Consider the following 17,028-nt stretch of genomic DNA (forward strand, 5'->3'; position numbering starts at 1 on the left):
AAAAATGTTTACAAACAAAAAAACCAAAATTGTAGCTACACTTGGTCCTGCATGTGGTACGAGAGAGATCATCAAAGATATGATCGATGCAGGAGTTAATGTATTTAGAGTTAATTTTTCGCACGCTGATTACGAAGGAGTAAAAGAAAAGATCAATATTATTAGAGGTCTTAACGAAGAGTTTGGTTACACAACTGCAATCCTTGGAGATTTGCAGGGACCAAAACTTAGAGTTGGTGTGATGGAAGAAGGAACTGTAGTTCACGATGGTGATTTAATCACTTTTACAACTGCAGAAGATATTTTAGGAACTGCTCAAAAAGTGTTCATGAAATACCAGAATTTTCCAAATGATGTTAACCCTGGAGAGCGTATTTTGCTTGATGACGGTAAATTGATTTTCGAAATTATCTCTACTGATAAAAAGACTGAAGTTGTTGCTAAGGTAATTCAGGGTGGAGAATTGAAATCTAAAAAAGGAGTTAATCTTCCAAACACTAAAATATCTTTACCGGCTTTAACTGAAAAAGATATTGCAGATGCTATTTTTGCTATTGAACAAAAAGTAGACTGGATCGCTCTTTCATTCGTAAAAACACCTCGCGATTTACAGGATTTACAAGAATTGATTGCTAAACATTCAGAATATAAAATTCCGATTGTTGCTAAAATTGAAATGCCGGAAGCTCTTGTTAACATCGATAAAATTATCGCATATTGTGATGGTTTAATGGTGGCACGTGGAGATTTAGGAGTTGAACTTCCTGCACACGAAGTACCATTAGTTCAAAAAGATTTAATCCGCAGAGCTAAAATTGCAAGAATTCCTGTTATCGTTGCTACTCAAATGATGGAAACAATGATTACAAGTTTAACACCAACAAGAGCGGAAGTAAACGATGTTGCAAACTCTGTAATGGATGGAGCTGATGCTGTAATGTTGTCTGGAGAAACTGCTACAGGAAACTATCCGGTACAGGTTATTCAAAAAATGACTCAAATTTGCGAGGCTGTTGAAGATTCTCCGCTTATTCAGGTTCCACAAAATACACCACAAATTAAAACAAAACGTTTTGTAACTAAAACGGTTTGTCACCAGGCAGCTTTATTAGCTAATGAAATCAAAGCCAAAGCAATTTGTACATTAACAAATAGTGGATATACAGCTTTCCAAATTTCGGCTTGGAGACCATCAGCACATATTTTAGTGTTTACTTCAAACAGAAGAATCTTAACTCAATTGAATTTATTATGGGGAGTAAAATCATACTTCTACGATAAAGACGAAAGTACAGATGATACTGTAACAGATGTTAACGAAATAGCAAGAGAAAAAGGATTTGCTGTAAAAGGAGATTATTTAATCAACCTTGCAGCTATGCCAATTAAAGATAAAGGAATGGTAAATACCATGAGAGTTTCTGAAATAGAATAATTTTCTTTTAAGATTTATATAAAGCCATTCGTTGCAACGAATGGCTTTTTTTTGCTTCAAACTTTTCGGTTTTAATTTTTAAACTCATGATAATGTCATGAGTTTTTTATTTAGAGCTTTTGCTTTAATAGAAAAAACAAAAAATTACTTCAGATAAATGATTTTCAGAATCATTTAATTTTTATGATTGAAGCTAAAATCTAAAAAAAGTATTAAAAATTGCAAATCGTAAGTTCAGGATTAAGTAGTATTAAAAATCCAGCCTTATTTTTTACGGGATTTAAATAAAAATGACAAATAATTTTAAAGTGTTTATTGTACGTTTCTTATTTCTTTAAGATCAAAAATAAATCTAACTGCCTAATTAAATGATTTTTGAATGTTTCATTTTATAAGATGGAACATTGCGGAGCAAAATAAAACATTTTTATTGTTTCATTTTATAAAATGAAACAATGTCAGACCTTATAAATACTATTCTTAGATTTATTATTAGTTAATTTTGAGTCAGTTAAATAAAAGTTAAGAAAATTCTTGTTTCAAATTACCCTTCTTCAGAAATTTCATAAACTGAAACAACCTCAATTTAAATTTACCTGACAAATATTTATTAGTACTATTTTTCTTATATTTACAACAATAAAGAATTATTAACAAATTTTATTACCATGAAACAAAGTAGACTTAAAAATGGATTTAAAAATTCGATAATGCTATTTGCATTAGCTTGTTTTTCAATAACTGAACTCCAAGCGCAGGATACAAAAAAGCCCAATGTTTTAATAATTTGGGGAGATGATATTGGTATAAGTAATATCAGTGCTTATAGCAATGGTTTAATGGGATATCAAACTCCTAACATTGACAGAATTGGTAATGAGGGCATTAAATTTTTACACTATTACGGAGAACAAAGCTGTACAGCGGGACGCGCTGCATTGTTAACAGGTCAGCAGGGAATTCGTACTGGTTTAACTAAAGTAGGATATCCCGGAGCTCCAATGGGCATGAGTCAATTAGATCCTTCTATTGGAGGTATCATGAAAAATCTGGGTTATGCAACAGGTCAGTTTGGTAAAAACCACGTAGGTGACAGGAATGAAAATCTTCCAACAGTAAATGGATTTGATGAATATTTTGGAAGTTTATATCACTTAAACGCTTCAGAAGAACCGGAATTAGCCGATTACCCTAAAGATCCTGCTTTCTTTCGAAAATTTGGTCCCAGAGGTGTTTTAAAATGTGTAGCCACAAGTAGTGATGATGCAACCGTAGATCCTCGTTTTGGAAAAATTGGAAAACAAAGAATTGAAGATACAGGTCCGCTAACAAAAAAAAGAATGGAAACAATAGATGATGAAACATCTGCAGCCGCTATTGATTACATCAAAAGACAAAATGCTGCCGGAAAACCATTTTTTGTTTGGTACAATGCCACACGTATGCACTTGCGTACTCACGTTAGAAAAGAACACAGAGGAAAATATACACATGGCGATAGTGAATATATCGATGGTATGATCGAACACGATATGACGGTTGGAGATCTTTTAAAAGCATTAGACGATTTAGGAATTGCCAATAATACAATCGTAGTATATTCTTCAGATAATGGACCACACATGAACAGCTGGCCAGATGCGGCAATGACACCATTTCGTTCTGAGAAAGATACTAACTGGGAAGGTGCTTTTCGTGTTCCATGTTTAGTACGCTGGCCTGGCGTTATCAAACCGGGACAAACCAGTGACCAAATGATGGCACATAATGACTGGATGCCAACATTAGCAGCAATTGCCGGAGAACCGGACCTGACAAAAAAATTATTGACAGGATATAAAGCGAATGGACTTAATTATAAAGTGCACTTAGACGGTTATGATCAATCAGCTTATCTGGAGGGGAAAAACCCAAATAGCGCCAGAAATAAATTCTTCTATTCTGATGATGATGGTATGCTTGTAGCCATGCGAAAAGGAGATTATAAATCAGTTTTTGCAGAGCAGCGTTCACCTGGAACTTTAGCACTTTGGGGAGAACCATTTACAAAATTACGTCTTCAAAAAATGTACAATTTATACCAGGATCCATTCGAAAGAGCAGATATTACCTCTAACACTTATTGGGACTGGATTTTGAATCATGTATATTATGGCTATGAATTTATTGCCGAAGTAGCTGAATTTGCAGGAACTTTTAAAGAATATCCTCCAAGAGCGATTCCGCCAAGTTTTTCTCCTGCAACTATTATGGAAGAAACTCTGGACGCCATTAAATTAAAAGGACAGCTAAAAGCATCCGAAGCAGCTCCAAAGAAAAAATAAAAATAGAATTAAGATAAGAGCTTGAGTTTCCCCCATAACTCAAGCTTTTTAATCCTCAAACAAATCAATATCATGTATAAGAAAATATATATATTGCCCCTGTTTTTATTATTATTCGGGTCATTTAATAAAGTTGATAGCGCTGCAACAGTACTTGTTTCAGATACTATAAATTTTGTAAAAACATCAGATCCGCTGCCAAGTTGGAATGATGGTGCACTAAAAAAAGAGATTATTGCTTACGTAACTAAAGTTACAAAAACCGGAAGCCCTGATTTTATACCCGTTGAAGACAGAATCGCCACTTTTGATAATGATGGAACACTTTGGGCTGAAAAACCTTATGTTCAGGAACTATTTGCTTTTTACAGAGTGAAGAAAATGGTAGAAGCCAATCCTTCTTTAGCACAAAAACAGCCTTTTAAAGCCGTTATTGAAAAAGACAAAACATATTTTGAAACAGGAGGAGAAAAAGCACTCATCGAGTTAATCGCCGCAACACATACAGGTATGACCGAAGATGAGTTTGAAGCCGGTACAAAAGAATTTTTTGCAGCAGCGCAATATCCCGGAAAAAATGTTCCCATAAAACAAATCAGATACCAGCCGCAATTAGAATTACTGGATTATCTACGCGCAAACGGATTCAAAACGTTTATTGTAACAGGCGGAACAGTAGAGTTAGTTCGCGCTATATCATCTGATTTTTACGGAATACCAAAAGATCAGGTTGTGGGAACTTCATTCAAATACAAATTTGATGATGCAACAAACAGTATTCAAAGGCAACCAGCTTTAGATCTCTTAAATGATAAAGAAGGAAAACCGGTTGGCATACAATTGCATATTGGGCAACGTCCTGTTTTTGCCTGCGGAAACGAAGGTGGAGCCGGAGATCTTGCCATGCTTAGATATTCTCAGGGAAGCAAATATCCTTCCTTTCAAATGATTGTTAATCACAACGATGCTGCAAGAGAATACAGTTATGAGGAAAAAGATAATTTATCGTTAAATACTGCTGTAAGGTATAAGTATCACGTGATTAGTATGAAAGAGGATTGGAAAAAGATATTTCCGGATAAATAATGATTTAATAAATTAAATGAAACAACTTTTACCAGTTGAAAGCTGTTTCATTTTAAATTTTTAAGAATGATTAAGCAATCTTTTAAAGTGTCACATTATGAAAACTGAAATACCACACAGTATCAAATTATTCTTTAGCGTAACTTTTTTTCTTTTAAATCTAGTTGTATTCGCACAAGATGAGCCTGCAAAAGCCGGATCAAGTGCTCAGGAATTAGCAGATAAATTGGCTAATCCTGTTGCCAGTTTAATTAGTGTTCCTTTACAAAATAATCTTAGTTATGGCATTGGACCATTCAATGGTTCAAAGTACACTATAAACATACAGCCCGTTATTCCTTTTAAATTAAGTGACAACCTCAATTTAATTACCCGTTACATTCTTCCGGTTGTAGATCAAAGAGATATTACAGGCGAAAACACCCATCAATTTGGTTTAAGCGATGCTACAGTAACCGCTTTTTTTGCCCCTAAAACAAAGGGAATTATTTTTGGGTTTGGACCTGCATTTTTAATACCAACAGCTACCGAGAAATTTTTAGGTACAGAGAAATTTGGTGTAGGTCCCAGTGTATTAGTAATGCATCAGGGTAAAGGACTTTCAGTAGGTTTTATAGCCAATCAAATCTGGTCTGTTGCAGGAAATGAAGACAGAGCTGATTTCAATAGTTTTTATACTCAAATTTTCATGTCCCACAGTTACAAAAGTGGTGCAAGTTTAGGGGTAAATGCCGAAATAACTCAAAATTGGGAAGCAAACACTACTATGATTTCCTTAAATCCATCAATTGGCGCAGTTACTAAATTAGGCGATCAGGTAGTTCAGTTTGCAGTTATGCCATTAATACCAATAGTGGGTCCGCATGAAATCAGACCAGATTGGGGATTAAGAGCTGTTGTAGCTTTTGTATTTCCTGGATCATAAGATGTTATAAGTTTTTCACCATAAAATAGTAAAGCATGAAATCAAAAATTTTATCCATTGTATTCATGAGTTGTCTGGTGTCATGCACTAATTCTACAACAAAAAATGAAACAACAGTTATTACAGATACCTTACAAGCAAAGGAATTTAAACCTGTAGATTTTGAGGAACAATTAATTTACAATCGCGCATTTCAAGCCGTTATTTGGGGAATGCCTGCTGTAAATTCAGAATTAATGCATGAAAGTCTTATAAAAGTAAAAGGAGATTATAATCAAATTGTCTACTGGTCGAAATTAATCAATTCGAAAAATCAGACTTTGACACCCAACCCTGACGTTATCTATATCAACCCTTTTTATGATACAAGGCAAGGTCCGGTCGTATTAGAGATTCCGTCAGTGGAAGGAGTTTCTTCTCTTACCGGCAGTTTAGATGATGGTTGGCAAACTGCGATCGAAGATATTGGTCCGGCGGGTGTAGATAAAGGAAAAGGTGGCAAATACCTCATTTTACCGCCAAATTACAAAGAAGTAATTCCTCCAGGTTATATCCCAATGCCATCTTCTACCTACACGGGTTATGCAATTCTTCGCTCAAATCTAACAGACGGAAGCCCTAATGATGTTAAAAGAGCAGTTGAGTATGGAAAAAAAGTAAAAATTTATCTACTTTCTCAGGCAGATAATCCACCGGAAACAACCTTCGTTGATTTAATTGATGTCTCTTTTGGCAATATAATTCCGTATGATTTTCATTTTTTTGAAGTGTTGAATCAATTTGTTCAAAGAGAGCCCTGGCTGACCCGTGATTTAGTTATGATCGATCAGTTAAAAACGATTGGAATCGAAAAAGGAAAAACTTTTAGGGCTGATGCCAGAACACAAGAAATTCTTAATATCGCGATCCGGGATGCACATCGGTGGATAGATAAAAAATTCGAAGCCATTTTTACACCTCCTTTTTACGAAGGAACTCATTGGGCTTTACCCGCATCTCAGGATGTAGTAAAAGCTATCACTACAAATTATGAAAGTCCTAATATATATCCGGTTGATGAAAGAGCAATGAGTTACTCGATTGCATATTTCAGCGCAAAACATTTAGGAACAGGGCAATTTTATTTAATGAGTCCAAAAGATAATAAAGGACATGCTTTAGAAGGTTCAAAATTATACAAACTGCATTTGCCTGCTAAAGTACCAGTAAAACTATATTGGTCTGTTACGGCGTATGACCGTGAAACACATGCTCTTATTCTGGACATGAAATATTCGAGCCGGGCCTCTACAACTCCTAAACTTCAAAAAAATACAGATGGATCTGTCGATCTTTATTTTGGTGCTAAAGCTCCGCAAGGGAAAGAATCAAATTGGGTTCCAACTGATCCAAAAAGAAAATTTGAATTATTAGCCCGCTTTTATGGTCCTGAAAAAGGATTTTTTGATAAAACATGGAAAATGGGAGATGTTGAAGAGGTGAAATAAAGATAAAAATCTCTAAAAACGAAAGCAATTCCTAATTTCAGAACCTATGTTCCTAAAAAAATTAGTTAAGGATGGGCAATGGTTTCCTGCGCCAATTGAGCCAAAATATAATTAATGATTTATATAAAAAACAAAATCATGAAAAAAATAGTTATTCTTCTGTTAGCAGTTTTATCATTGATAAGCTGTAAAAAAGAAACCGCAACCGGAAAGGAAAGTAGTAATGGCATAGTTGCTGAAGATTCATTGGCAGTTGAAACTGGTATTCCTGCGGGGCCGGTGGCAAACACAATTTTGACAGATGAATATGTAAAGCATATAGGGACACTTGCTTATTTATGGGGTTGGCCAATGGTAAACATTCACAATCGAAAAGTAACTTTTGAGAAATTGCCGGAACCAGTATATAAAGGAGGAATAGTTCCTTTAAGTCCGCCAAATCAGTTGTGCATGCTTACAGACTATATCAAACCGGGAGAAAAAGATGTGGCTTGTCCTAATCAGGATGTCGTTTACGGTTTTGGATTAACTGATTTTACAAAAGATGCATTAGTAGTTCAGGTTCCTGATTTTGGAGACCGTTTTTGGGTGTATCAGGTTTGTAATCAGCGAACAGATGGTTATGCTGCTTTAGGGAAAATGTACGGAACAAAACCTGGTTTCTATTTACTAACCGGAACAAAATGGAAAGGAAAAGTTCCGGACGGTATTACAAAAGTATTCAAATGCGATACAGATTTAGGAGTGGTAATTCCGCGTGTTTTTCAAACAGATGATCCATCCGATAAAAAATCAATTCAGCCACTTATTCAAAAAATAATGATGTATCCGTTAAGTCAGTTTGACGGAAAGGAAAAAACGAAAGACTGGACAAAAATTCCGGTATTGCCATCGCCTGAAAAAGGAGGTAATGAAGAAACCAAATGGGTAAAACCAGAAGTGTTTTTTGATGAATTGCCGGCTATTTTAAATGAAGTTCCCCCAATGGCTGGCGAAGAAGCTATTTATGGACAAATTCAATCTGTTTTGGCTGCAGCTGCAAAAGATCCAAAGATAAAAGCAATACTTAAACAAGCAGCAATAGAAGCAGATCAAAAATTAATTACGCCTTTATTTCAATTTTCCAATGTAGGTTATCCATTAAAAGACAATTGGACAACCCAGGGAAACGGAGCAAAGTTTGGACTAGATTATCTAACGAGAACCGCCTGCGCAAAAGCAAATATTTTTGTAAATAAACCAAATGAAACAAAATATTTCTATCAGGACAAAGACGTTTCAGGAGCAAGATTGCACGGTAACAGTAAGTACACAGTAACTTTTGCAAAAGGAGAAATACCACCTGTAAAAGGATTTTGGTCACTTACATTATACAATCAATATCACTTCTTTTCACCAAACTCAATAAATCGTTTTTCTTTAGGAACAAAAAATAAGGACTTAAAATATAATGCAGATGGTTCTCTGACACTTTATGTGCAAAATACGCCGCCATCAAATGATAGACTGAGTAATTGGTTACCATCACCAAAACAAACGTTTTCTCTTTATATAAGATGTTATTGGCCCGAAGACCGTGTTGTAAAAGACAATTGGCTTCCGCCTGGGGTTTTCAAAATAAATTGATATTTAAATATTGTTAAGAAGTTCTCCGGCAATTTTTTTAAAATAGATTAAGTAATTGAAAACTAATTTGATTGATCCATGAAGAGAATCAATATTTCTAAAGCTTTGTTTATTGTCACGTTTACGCTCTTTTGTGGCAGTAAAATAAACGCCCAGAAAATGGCGCAAAATGTTGCGGCTTGGGTAGGTTATGAAATGTATCTGCCTTTTAAGGAAGACGGAAGATGGGGTTTGTTGCTTGAAGGATATTCAAAAGGAAATGATTTTGTATCAGAACTTCAGGGTTCTTTTTACAGGGCTGGAGCCAATTATTATCTTAAAAACGGAAATAGATTAGGTGCTGGTTTCGCTTATCAATGGGATTTGCCATACGATGAAATTTCTTTGCCTTATAACAATCCGGATTACAGGATATACGAGCAATTTATCTGGCGAATTGTCAAAAAAGAAGGAAATGAAGTCTGGTCACAACGTTTTAGAATGGAACAGCGCTGGTTAGGACGAAAAGACGATCCCTACAGCGAAAGCGATCATTTTGATTATTACAAATTCGAAAATACATTACGATATCAGGTACGATATCAATTGTGGTTCAAGCCAAGATGGGCAGCCGTTGTTTATGACGAAGTACATATAAGAACCAATGCTGCAAGCGGAAACGAAAATTATCTCGATCAAAACCGGTTGTATGTAGGAACTGCTTATAGTCTGGATAAACGCAGGGAAATTAGAATGGAATTGGGTTATATGAATCAGATTTTCTGGAAATCACCTGATACTGAAAGTGGCTTAAGCCGAATGAATCATACGATTAGGATTACGCTTACGACAGATTTGCCTTTTAAACGAAAATAAAATGGAGCAACTATGACCGATGAATTCAAAGAAATCAGCGAAAACAGATTTGATCCTGTAGCATCAAAGTTAGAGCGTTTTGATAAAGGCGTCGCTATTAGAAAAGTTACACCCCGTTCTGTTCATCAGGAATGGAGTCCAAAGGAGAATAGGGAAGATCCGGTAGAAATTTTGATTCAGACAAGCATTGGAAGAGTCGAAAGTTTATTGCCTATTCGATATACCAGAATGATGGAATCGCCATTTGCATTTTATCGGGGAGCTGCGGCAATTATGGCGGCTGATTTAGCCCAAACGCCCAATACAGGAATTGATCTTCAGCTTTGCGGAGATTGTCATTTAATGAATTTTGGCGGATTTGCAACACCGGAACGAAAACTGGTTTTTGACATTAATGATTTTGATGAAACATTTCCGGGACCATGGGAATGGGATTTGAAAAGATTAGCCACCAGTTTTGTAATTGCCGGAAGATGGAGAAAATTCCCGAATAAAACCTGTAAGGAATTTGCCCGGACTGTAGCGGACAGTTATAAACGTCATATGTTAGATTACAGTAAATTATCGGCACTACAAATTTGGTATGCTGATATTGATTTAACAAAATTAATTGAAAGAGGAGAAGACGAGGAGATAAAATCATTTCAGCATAAGCGAATAAAAAAAGCGGGAGAATTCACAGCCCATGAAAAAGAATTTGCAAAAATGACTTATCAGGAAGGATCACGTGCACGAATAAAAGATAATCCACCCTTAATTTATCACCCAATAGGAGACGAAGGAAAAAGAATATTGCTAGACGCTGAAGCCATTCATAACAGGTATTTGAAAACATTATCTGATGAAAAAAAAGTATTGTTAAGCAGATACAATTTGCATGATATTGCCATTAAGGTCGTGGGAGTAGGAAGTGTGGGAACACTTTGCGGCATTAGTTTATTAATGTCAGCAACAGGAGAACCTATTTTTTTACAATTTAAAGAAGCCCGAAAAAGCGTTCTGGAGGCTAATGTAAAATCAAAAAGCAATTACACAAATCAGGGCGAACGCATTGTGAAAGGACAAAAGTTGATGCAATCCGCATCGGATATGTTTTTAGGATGGACGAATGACGATAATGGCAAGTTTTTTTATATCCGTCAGCTTCGTGATGCAAAAGTAAAACCTGTTCTTGAAATCATGAAAGCCAAAAACATGAATGATTATGCAAAAGCCTGCGGTTGGGCACTTGCAAGAGCACATGCACGTACAGGAGATCCATCGATATTATCAGGTTATATGGGTAAAAGTGATGAGTTTGCAAATGCAATTTCCAGATTTTCTGTTTCATACGCCAATCAAAACGATATAGATTATAATAAAATGTTAGTGGCAATAAAAGAGGGGAGATTACCCATCTCAGCAGAAGTCTGACTTTTAATAATTAATAGATAGAATATAAGGGTAAAAAGACTCGTAACGGTCAATTTCAATTTAAATATATATTCTCAATAAATAAGTAAGAATTTTTCTATTTCAAATATGTCAGTTTAATAAAAATAATTTATCTTTGGGTATTCAGTAAGATATTGTATAGTAATAGGTTACAAAAATAGTAACAAATATTTAACATGACTTCCCGTATATTCAGGATTTAAGCAGGATTTTAATAATTGTAAGTAAAACTAATTGAATCATTAATTTAAATACCACACCATGAATATTAAAAGAAAGAATCTTCGTATAATCCCACTAGTATTAATTTTGGGTTTAGTTTGCAGTTGTTCTCCAACCGTAAAAGTCACAACTGATTATGATCATGCAGCGAATTTTGGCGAATACAAAACATTTGCATTTTATGATCTAAAAGCACAGGAAGGTCAAATAAACCAATTAAATGCGGATCGAATTACTAAAGCAATTCGTGCTGAATTAATCAGCAAAGGTTTTACAGAAACAACGAATAATCCGGATTTAAAAGTAAATGCAGTAACGATTTTAAAAAATAAAACATCAGTCTCTGCAAACACTGATTTTTACGGATATGGCGGCATGTATCGTCCGTACGGATATTGGGGCGGAGGTGCCATGATGGGCGGAGCCAATACAACATTTAATACGTATGATTATGTTGATGGGTCACTTATAATTGACATTGTATCCTCAAAAACTCAAAAACTGATTTGGCAGGGAATTGGTAATGCTCAAATTGACAGCAAACCAGACAATCCGGACGAATTTGTTACCGGTTCTATCAAAAAAATACTGGCTGGATTTCCTCCCGGAGCAGTAAAAAAATAGGTTAAAATATTGTTTTTAAATAGCTGTACTTATCGCTGGCAGATAAGTACAGCCTTATTGCCGACGAATTCATTTAAATTTCTTTAAAATAAAGGAATAAACTAAATAAAATTAAAGCTTAAAACTCATGTTCGATATCATCCTTTCGCTTTTCTTTTTTATAGCTACAATAGTTGGTTTTGCGACATCTTTTATGGTTCTTTTTTCTAAAAAAAATTACTCAAAAAGTTTTTTTCTGGGACTCTTTCTGTTCAGTCTTGCGGTAGTCAGCATCTATAATTTTTACTTATCTGCAAATGGATTCAAAGAATTTCCGGATCTTTTTATGGTCACAAAATCGTTTATTTTCCTGGTTGCACCTTCTGCTTTTCTTTATGTAAGAAGTATTTTATTCTCTGACAGAATTTTTAGAAAATACGATTGGCTGCATTTTTTACCATTTATGATATATTTCAGTTTAAGTCTTTTTGTATGGATAGGCAATTTTATTAATCCACAGTTAATTCATTATGTTTCCGTAAAAATAAACAGTCCTTTTTCAATGTTGAGTCTTACTATTTGGCTTTTGTATGCATTTTGTCAGACCATGATGATTTTGAATTATGACCTGAAAAAATTTAAGGAAAATCATTTTAACCGAATCAAGGTTTTGAGCTGGATCCGACTTTATAATTTGGTAATACTATTTTTATTTTCGACACTTTTTGTACATTATTTTTTAATTACCCGTGTGGACAGCATTGATTTTTCCTGTTACATATTAATATCATCTGTTTTAGTTTTTACCGTAGGATGGCTCTATTTCAGACCGCAGATATTTTATGATGCAACTGAAAATACAGAGTTTGTCGAAGAAAAATTAATTGTTATAAAAACAAGTGAAAGTAAAACATTACCACTTGTTAAAGAATTAACTCCCGAAAAAAAATCACTTTATCTTAATAAGTTAGACAGCATTTTTGCATCAAAAGAACTCTTTTTGAAAAAGGATTTAGTAATACGCGATATTGCAGATGAAACAGGAATATCAGTACATCATATTTCAAATTTAATCAATTCAGAATATAATCTTCATTTTCAGGATTATGTCAATCTAAAAAGGATAGAATATTTTAAAGATAAAATAAACGATCCGGAATGGAAAGATTTATCGCTTGAAGGTATGGCTTGGGGTTCCGGTTTTAAATCCAGAACAACCTGTTTTAGGGCTTTTATAAAACATACAGGAAAATCGCCTTCTGAATATTTCAAAGTAATTAGAATTAATCCGGAGAAAGCCAATACTTATTACCTCAAACAAGCTTCAAATTAAATGGAATAGTTTGTAAAAAGAAGTATGGAGTCTCATTAATTTTTAAAATAACCACTATGAAAACAAAATTTAATAAGCACTTACCAACCATACAATCCCTTTTTACACTATTATTTCTTTTGGTTGGTTTTTTAAGCCATGCACAGCTAAAAGGCGGACATATTCTGGGCGCAATGGGATTACAGTCCGGAACTCAGACACCAGAAAACACATTGAGCGTTTATGTACCGGGATATTTTTATACGGCATCCTCATTACGCAATGCTAATGGAGATAAATCTATCGCAAATCCTGATCTTAATATGTTCATTACAGGAGTGGGCGCAACCTATGTAAGTGATTTTAAAATTCTGGGAGCAAATTATGGAGCTACAGTTTTACTGGCTTTTGCATCTAATAGAATTCAGGGAAATACCGTAGACTCAAAAAGTCCTTTTGCCTTGACCGATACTTATATTGTCCCTATTCAATTAGGCTGGCACAATAAAAGAGCCGATTTTGTTTTTAGCTATCAGGTTTATTTACCAACCGGGAAATTTGATATTGGAGCCTCGGATAATAGCGGATTAGGAATGTTTATGAATGAACTTTCTGCCGGAACAACCTTATTTTTTAATGATAAAAAAACCTTTCATTTTTCGGCTTTAGCTTCTTACGAAATGAACGGAAGAAAAAAAGATACCGATATTAAAACCGGAGATCTTTTAAGTATTGAAGGTGGTTTGGGGAAAACCTTTTATGCAATGAATGCCGAAAAAACGGCTCCAAAAGGAATACTAAACGCGGGATTGATTTATTATTTGCAATATAAAACAACAAATGATCAAATTCCTGTTCCTGTTTTTGGAAATATCGAAACAACAAAAGATCGCATTGGCGGAATAGGAGCTGAGGTGAATTATTTTCATATAGGTTCAAGTACGTCGGCAGGATTTAGATGGATTGCTGAGGTTGAAGCTATAAACAGGTTTCAGGGAAATACCTTTTTCTTAACACTTGCACATGTATTTAGTTTAAAGAAAAAATAATTTTATACTCTTTTTGCCCTCAATTATTTAACAAATAGAAACATAGATAATAGCTAATAAAGGCATTTTACTTTTATTGGAGCAAACGAGATTGCTATGTGAAAGAAACAGGTTTCTTTTTTAAGTTCTTTTTTGACATTTAGAGCCTATGTTTCTATGTGTTTAAAATAATTGCTTTTAGTTGATGTTTTTTAAAAATGTGAATTTCTAAAGTTGTTTAAATGGAAAATAAATATTTTGATTCTATTATGAAAAACATAAAAATCTTCCCGGCATTTCTTCTTATAAATATTTTTTTCCTGTTGTCTGTTACTACCATAAAAGCTCAAAAACAGCATATTAGTTTAAGAGACTCCATAGACGGCGCCATAGATTTAAGCGATTATATTATTTATGCACACGGTTTTATTGTTGTTCCAACCGTGATTACAGAACCTGCTCTGGGCGGAATTGGTGGCGCAATTGTTCCGGTTTTTCTTAAAAAGCATGCACCCGTTATTGATGAAAATGGCAAAAAACGTTTTATAAATCCTGATATAACGGGAGGAATTGGTATGTACACCGGCAATAAAAGCTGGATGGTAGGCGGATTTCGTTCCGGAAGTTTAATAAAATCAAGAATTTTATACAGGGTAATGGGCGGTTATGGTGATATGAATCTATCCTTTTATGAAAACCTGCCAACGGGTAAAGATGTAGAATTTAAACTTAATTTTAAGTCGTATGCATTTTATACGCAATGGCTAAAACAATTTAGAAATCCTAAATGGAGTGCCGGTCCGCAATATTTATTTCTGAACTCAGATATAAAACTGCCTACAGAAAACCTGCCTTCGTTTATACAGCCAAAAGATATTAAAAGTACTGTAAGTCAGTTAGGAGGAGCGATTCAGTTTGACGGTCGGGATAATATTTTTACGCCCGATAAAGGAATCCGTTTACAATCAGATTTCTTTTGGTCAGATAAAACAATAGGGAGTGATTATAATTCCTGGCGATTGAATTTGTCTGCAATAGGCTATCATCCCATAACAAAAAAATTAATAGGCGGACTTCGGTTTGAAGGTGAACAAGCCTTTGGGAAACCACCGTTTTATATGCTGCCGGGAATTAATTTAAGAGGAATCCCCGCGGGACGATATCAGGGAAAAACCAGTTTAATATTTGAAGGTGAATTAAGATGGGATTTGTATAGAAGATGGAGTTTAATGGGTTATGGCGGCGTTGCAAGCGCTTTTGACGATTGGGACAAAGCTTTTTCAAAACCGGTTGTCTACAGTTACGGATCTGGTTTTAGATATTTACTGGCTCGTAAATTCAAACTCCGTATGGGTGTTGATGTTGCAAAAGGTCCGGAAGACTGGGCATATTATATTGTTTTTGGAAGTAATTGGCTGAGGTAAAATATTCGCCACGAATTACAAAAATTTCTACGAATTGAATTTGTGGTAAAAAACTATTCGTTTTTAATCCTTGGAATCTTTAATCTGTGGCAATATTTTTACATGTATAAAAAAAATATTCGCCACGAATTACTCAAATTCACACAAATTCAATTCGTAGAAATTAGTGGCAAAAAAAAATTATTCATTTTTTATTCTTTGAATCTTTAATCTGTGGCAAATGTTTTACACATAAAATCAAAAATATTTACCACAAATTGCGCAAATTTTCGCAAATTGAATTCGTGAAAATTCGTGAAATTCGTGGCAAAAAAACTTTCCCTTTACAATAATTAAAGTCAAAAAAGAATTTTATTTCTTCCAATATGGTTTTATGATTTGATTATTTCTTTGGCTTAAAGCCAATAAAACAATCGTACCAATCAAACAGAATAGTATTGCCTGAATACTTCCTTCAGGACCAAATGCGCCACCGGTAATAAATTCAGGACCTTGTATTTTAGCTTCTAATAAACTACTCGTTTTTTCGTTTCCGGAAGTGATTGCGCCAAAAATACCCGATTGTGTAAAATTCCATGCAAAATGCAAGGTAATTGGTACCCATAAATTGCGACTGTAAATAAAAGCAGCACCCATTAAAAAACCTGCAGTAGTAATGCATATTGATGAAATCAAAGTTCCGTTAGGATTTGCCAAATGCAAAGCACCAAATAGTAGAGAAGAAATAGTTAAAGAGATATAACTTCCTAATTTTTCTTCCATAATTCTGAATATAATCCCACGTACCAAAACTTCTTCTATAATGGCAACTGTAAACATAAGAGCAAACGGAATCAGGATAAACGAAATAGGATTGATGTTTACAACGCTGTAACTTCCGTTAAGGTAAATCACTAAAATAGTCAGCGATTGCAGAAGAAAACCAATTGAAGTACCAATAATAAGATTTTTTGCAAGTCCTTTTGAGGCAAATTCGGTTACGGTTCTCTTGTCATATTTTTTAAAGAAAAGTATATAAGTAAAAACACAAGATGCCGAAACGAAAAGTCCTTTTAAAAGATTTCGATAGTCTTTATCGAGAGAAGTTAGCGATAATAATTTTACTGCAATTTGCTGACCAATAATAACAACCGCCATAAAAGTAAGTAAGGCAAGAATAATTTTGGTTATTGGAGAATTAAAAGTTCTTTGTTTTAAAGTAAGCGTTTCCATTTTGATTGGGTTTAATGATTTATGATGGGACAAATGTATGCGACATCAAAACCAA

13 protein-coding genes are annotated in these 17,028 nt (G+C 34.4%); 12 read left to right on the top strand and 1 reads right to left on the bottom strand.

Annotated features, from left to right (window positions below):
* Window positions 1-4 precede the first annotated feature (4 nt).
* The 12 genes from pyk to ACHRVX_RS08535 all read left to right on the top strand — a co-directional run bounded on the left by pyk (window position 5) and on the right by ACHRVX_RS08535 (window position 15,761).
* On the top strand, window positions 5-1,435 hold the full coding sequence (pyk, locus tag ACHRVX_RS08480; protein WP_395331191.1) for a pyruvate kinase: 1,431 nt from the start codon (window positions 5-7) through the stop codon (window positions 1,433-1,435).
* Window positions 1,436-2,103: 668 nt separating this feature from the next.
* On the top strand, window positions 2,104-3,759 hold the full coding sequence (locus tag ACHRVX_RS08485) for an arylsulfatase (RefSeq protein WP_395331193.1): 1,656 nt from the start codon (window positions 2,104-2,106) through the stop codon (window positions 3,757-3,759).
* Window positions 3,760-3,831: 72 nt separating this feature from the next.
* Complete coding sequence (locus ACHRVX_RS08490; protein ID WP_395331195.1) at window positions 3,832-4,845, top strand: HAD family hydrolase; 1,014 nt, start codon at window positions 3,832-3,834, stop codon at window positions 4,843-4,845.
* A 97-nt stretch (window positions 4,846-4,942) separates the two neighbouring features.
* Complete coding sequence (locus ACHRVX_RS08495; protein ID WP_395331197.1) at window positions 4,943-5,770, top strand: hypothetical protein; 828 nt, start codon at window positions 4,943-4,945, stop codon at window positions 5,768-5,770.
* A 35-nt stretch (window positions 5,771-5,805) separates the two neighbouring features.
* The gene (locus ACHRVX_RS08500) at window positions 5,806-7,257 is read left to right on the top strand and encodes a DUF1254 domain-containing protein (protein WP_395331199.1); all 1,452 of its coding nucleotides are present in this window, start codon (window positions 5,806-5,808) and stop codon (window positions 7,255-7,257) included.
* A gap of 138 nt (window positions 7,258-7,395) precedes the next feature.
* The gene (locus ACHRVX_RS08505) at window positions 7,396-8,883 is read left to right on the top strand and encodes a DUF1254 domain-containing protein (RefSeq protein WP_395331202.1); all 1,488 of its coding nucleotides are present in this window, start codon (window positions 7,396-7,398) and stop codon (window positions 8,881-8,883) included.
* A gap of 78 nt (window positions 8,884-8,961) precedes the next feature.
* The gene (locus ACHRVX_RS08510) at window positions 8,962-9,738 is read left to right on the top strand and encodes a DUF2490 domain-containing protein (protein ID WP_395331204.1); all 777 of its coding nucleotides are present in this window, start codon (window positions 8,962-8,964) and stop codon (window positions 9,736-9,738) included.
* Window positions 9,739-9,750: 12 nt separating this feature from the next.
* Window positions 9,751-11,151 (top strand): DUF2252 domain-containing protein, encoded by a 1,401-nt coding sequence (locus ACHRVX_RS08515; RefSeq protein WP_395331206.1) that lies wholly within the window; start codon window positions 9,751-9,753, stop codon window positions 11,149-11,151.
* A gap of 282 nt (window positions 11,152-11,433) precedes the next feature.
* Complete coding sequence (locus ACHRVX_RS08520) at window positions 11,434-12,018, top strand: DUF4136 domain-containing protein (protein ID WP_395331208.1); 585 nt, start codon at window positions 11,434-11,436, stop codon at window positions 12,016-12,018.
* A gap of 127 nt (window positions 12,019-12,145) precedes the next feature.
* The gene (locus tag ACHRVX_RS08525) at window positions 12,146-13,330 is read left to right on the top strand and encodes a helix-turn-helix domain-containing protein (RefSeq protein ID WP_395331210.1); all 1,185 of its coding nucleotides are present in this window, start codon (window positions 12,146-12,148) and stop codon (window positions 13,328-13,330) included.
* Window positions 13,331-13,386: 56 nt separating this feature from the next.
* A complete protein-coding gene (locus tag ACHRVX_RS08530; RefSeq protein WP_395331212.1) occupies window positions 13,387-14,358 on the top strand; it encodes a transporter in 972 nt (323 codons plus the stop codon).
* A 221-nt stretch (window positions 14,359-14,579) separates the two neighbouring features.
* The gene (locus tag ACHRVX_RS08535; RefSeq protein ID WP_395331214.1) at window positions 14,580-15,761 is read left to right on the top strand and encodes a BamA/TamA family outer membrane protein; all 1,182 of its coding nucleotides are present in this window, start codon (window positions 14,580-14,582) and stop codon (window positions 15,759-15,761) included.
* A 351-nt stretch (window positions 15,762-16,112) separates the two neighbouring features.
* Here ACHRVX_RS08535 and ACHRVX_RS08540 read toward each other — a convergent pair whose 3' ends face one another.
* Entirely contained in the window at window positions 16,113-16,973 is an 861-nt protein-coding gene (locus tag ACHRVX_RS08540; RefSeq protein WP_395331216.1) for a lysostaphin resistance A-like protein, read from the bottom strand.
* Window positions 16,974-17,028 lie beyond the last annotated feature (55 nt).

This window comes from Flavobacterium sp. FlaQc-47, from assembly GCF_044006475.1.
In the GTDB taxonomy this organism is placed as follows: Bacteria; Bacteroidota; Bacteroidia; order Flavobacteriales; family Flavobacteriaceae; genus Flavobacterium.

Excerpts from the sequence above, each read along its gene's own strand:
- pyk (WP_395331191.1), top strand. The coding sequence starts at position 5 with ATGTTTACAAACAAAAAAACCAAAATTGTAGCTACACTTGGTCCTGCA.
- ACHRVX_RS08485 (WP_395331193.1), top strand. The coding sequence starts at position 2,104 with ATGAAACAAAGTAGACTTAAAAATGGATTTAAAAATTCGATAATGCTA.
- ACHRVX_RS08490 (WP_395331195.1), top strand. The coding sequence starts at position 3,832 with ATGTATAAGAAAATATATATATTGCCCCTGTTTTTATTATTATTCGGG.
- ACHRVX_RS08495 (WP_395331197.1), top strand. The coding sequence starts at position 4,943 with ATGAAAACTGAAATACCACACAGTATCAAATTATTCTTTAGCGTAACT.
- ACHRVX_RS08500 (WP_395331199.1), top strand. The coding sequence starts at position 5,806 with ATGAAATCAAAAATTTTATCCATTGTATTCATGAGTTGTCTGGTGTCA.
- ACHRVX_RS08505 (WP_395331202.1), top strand. The coding sequence starts at position 7,396 with ATGAAAAAAATAGTTATTCTTCTGTTAGCAGTTTTATCATTGATAAGC.
- ACHRVX_RS08510 (WP_395331204.1), top strand. The coding sequence starts at position 8,962 with ATGAAGAGAATCAATATTTCTAAAGCTTTGTTTATTGTCACGTTTACG.
- ACHRVX_RS08515 (WP_395331206.1), top strand. The coding sequence starts at position 9,751 with ATGACCGATGAATTCAAAGAAATCAGCGAAAACAGATTTGATCCTGTA.
- ACHRVX_RS08520 (WP_395331208.1), top strand. The coding sequence starts at position 11,434 with ATGAATATTAAAAGAAAGAATCTTCGTATAATCCCACTAGTATTAATT.
- ACHRVX_RS08525 (WP_395331210.1), top strand. The coding sequence starts at position 12,146 with ATGTTCGATATCATCCTTTCGCTTTTCTTTTTTATAGCTACAATAGTT.
- ACHRVX_RS08530 (WP_395331212.1), top strand. The coding sequence starts at position 13,387 with ATGAAAACAAAATTTAATAAGCACTTACCAACCATACAATCCCTTTTT.
- ACHRVX_RS08535 (WP_395331214.1), top strand. The coding sequence starts at position 14,580 with ATGGAAAATAAATATTTTGATTCTATTATGAAAAACATAAAAATCTTC.
- ACHRVX_RS08540 (WP_395331216.1), bottom strand. The coding sequence starts at position 16,973 with ATGGAAACGCTTACTTTAAAACAAAGAACTTTTAATTCTCCAATAACC.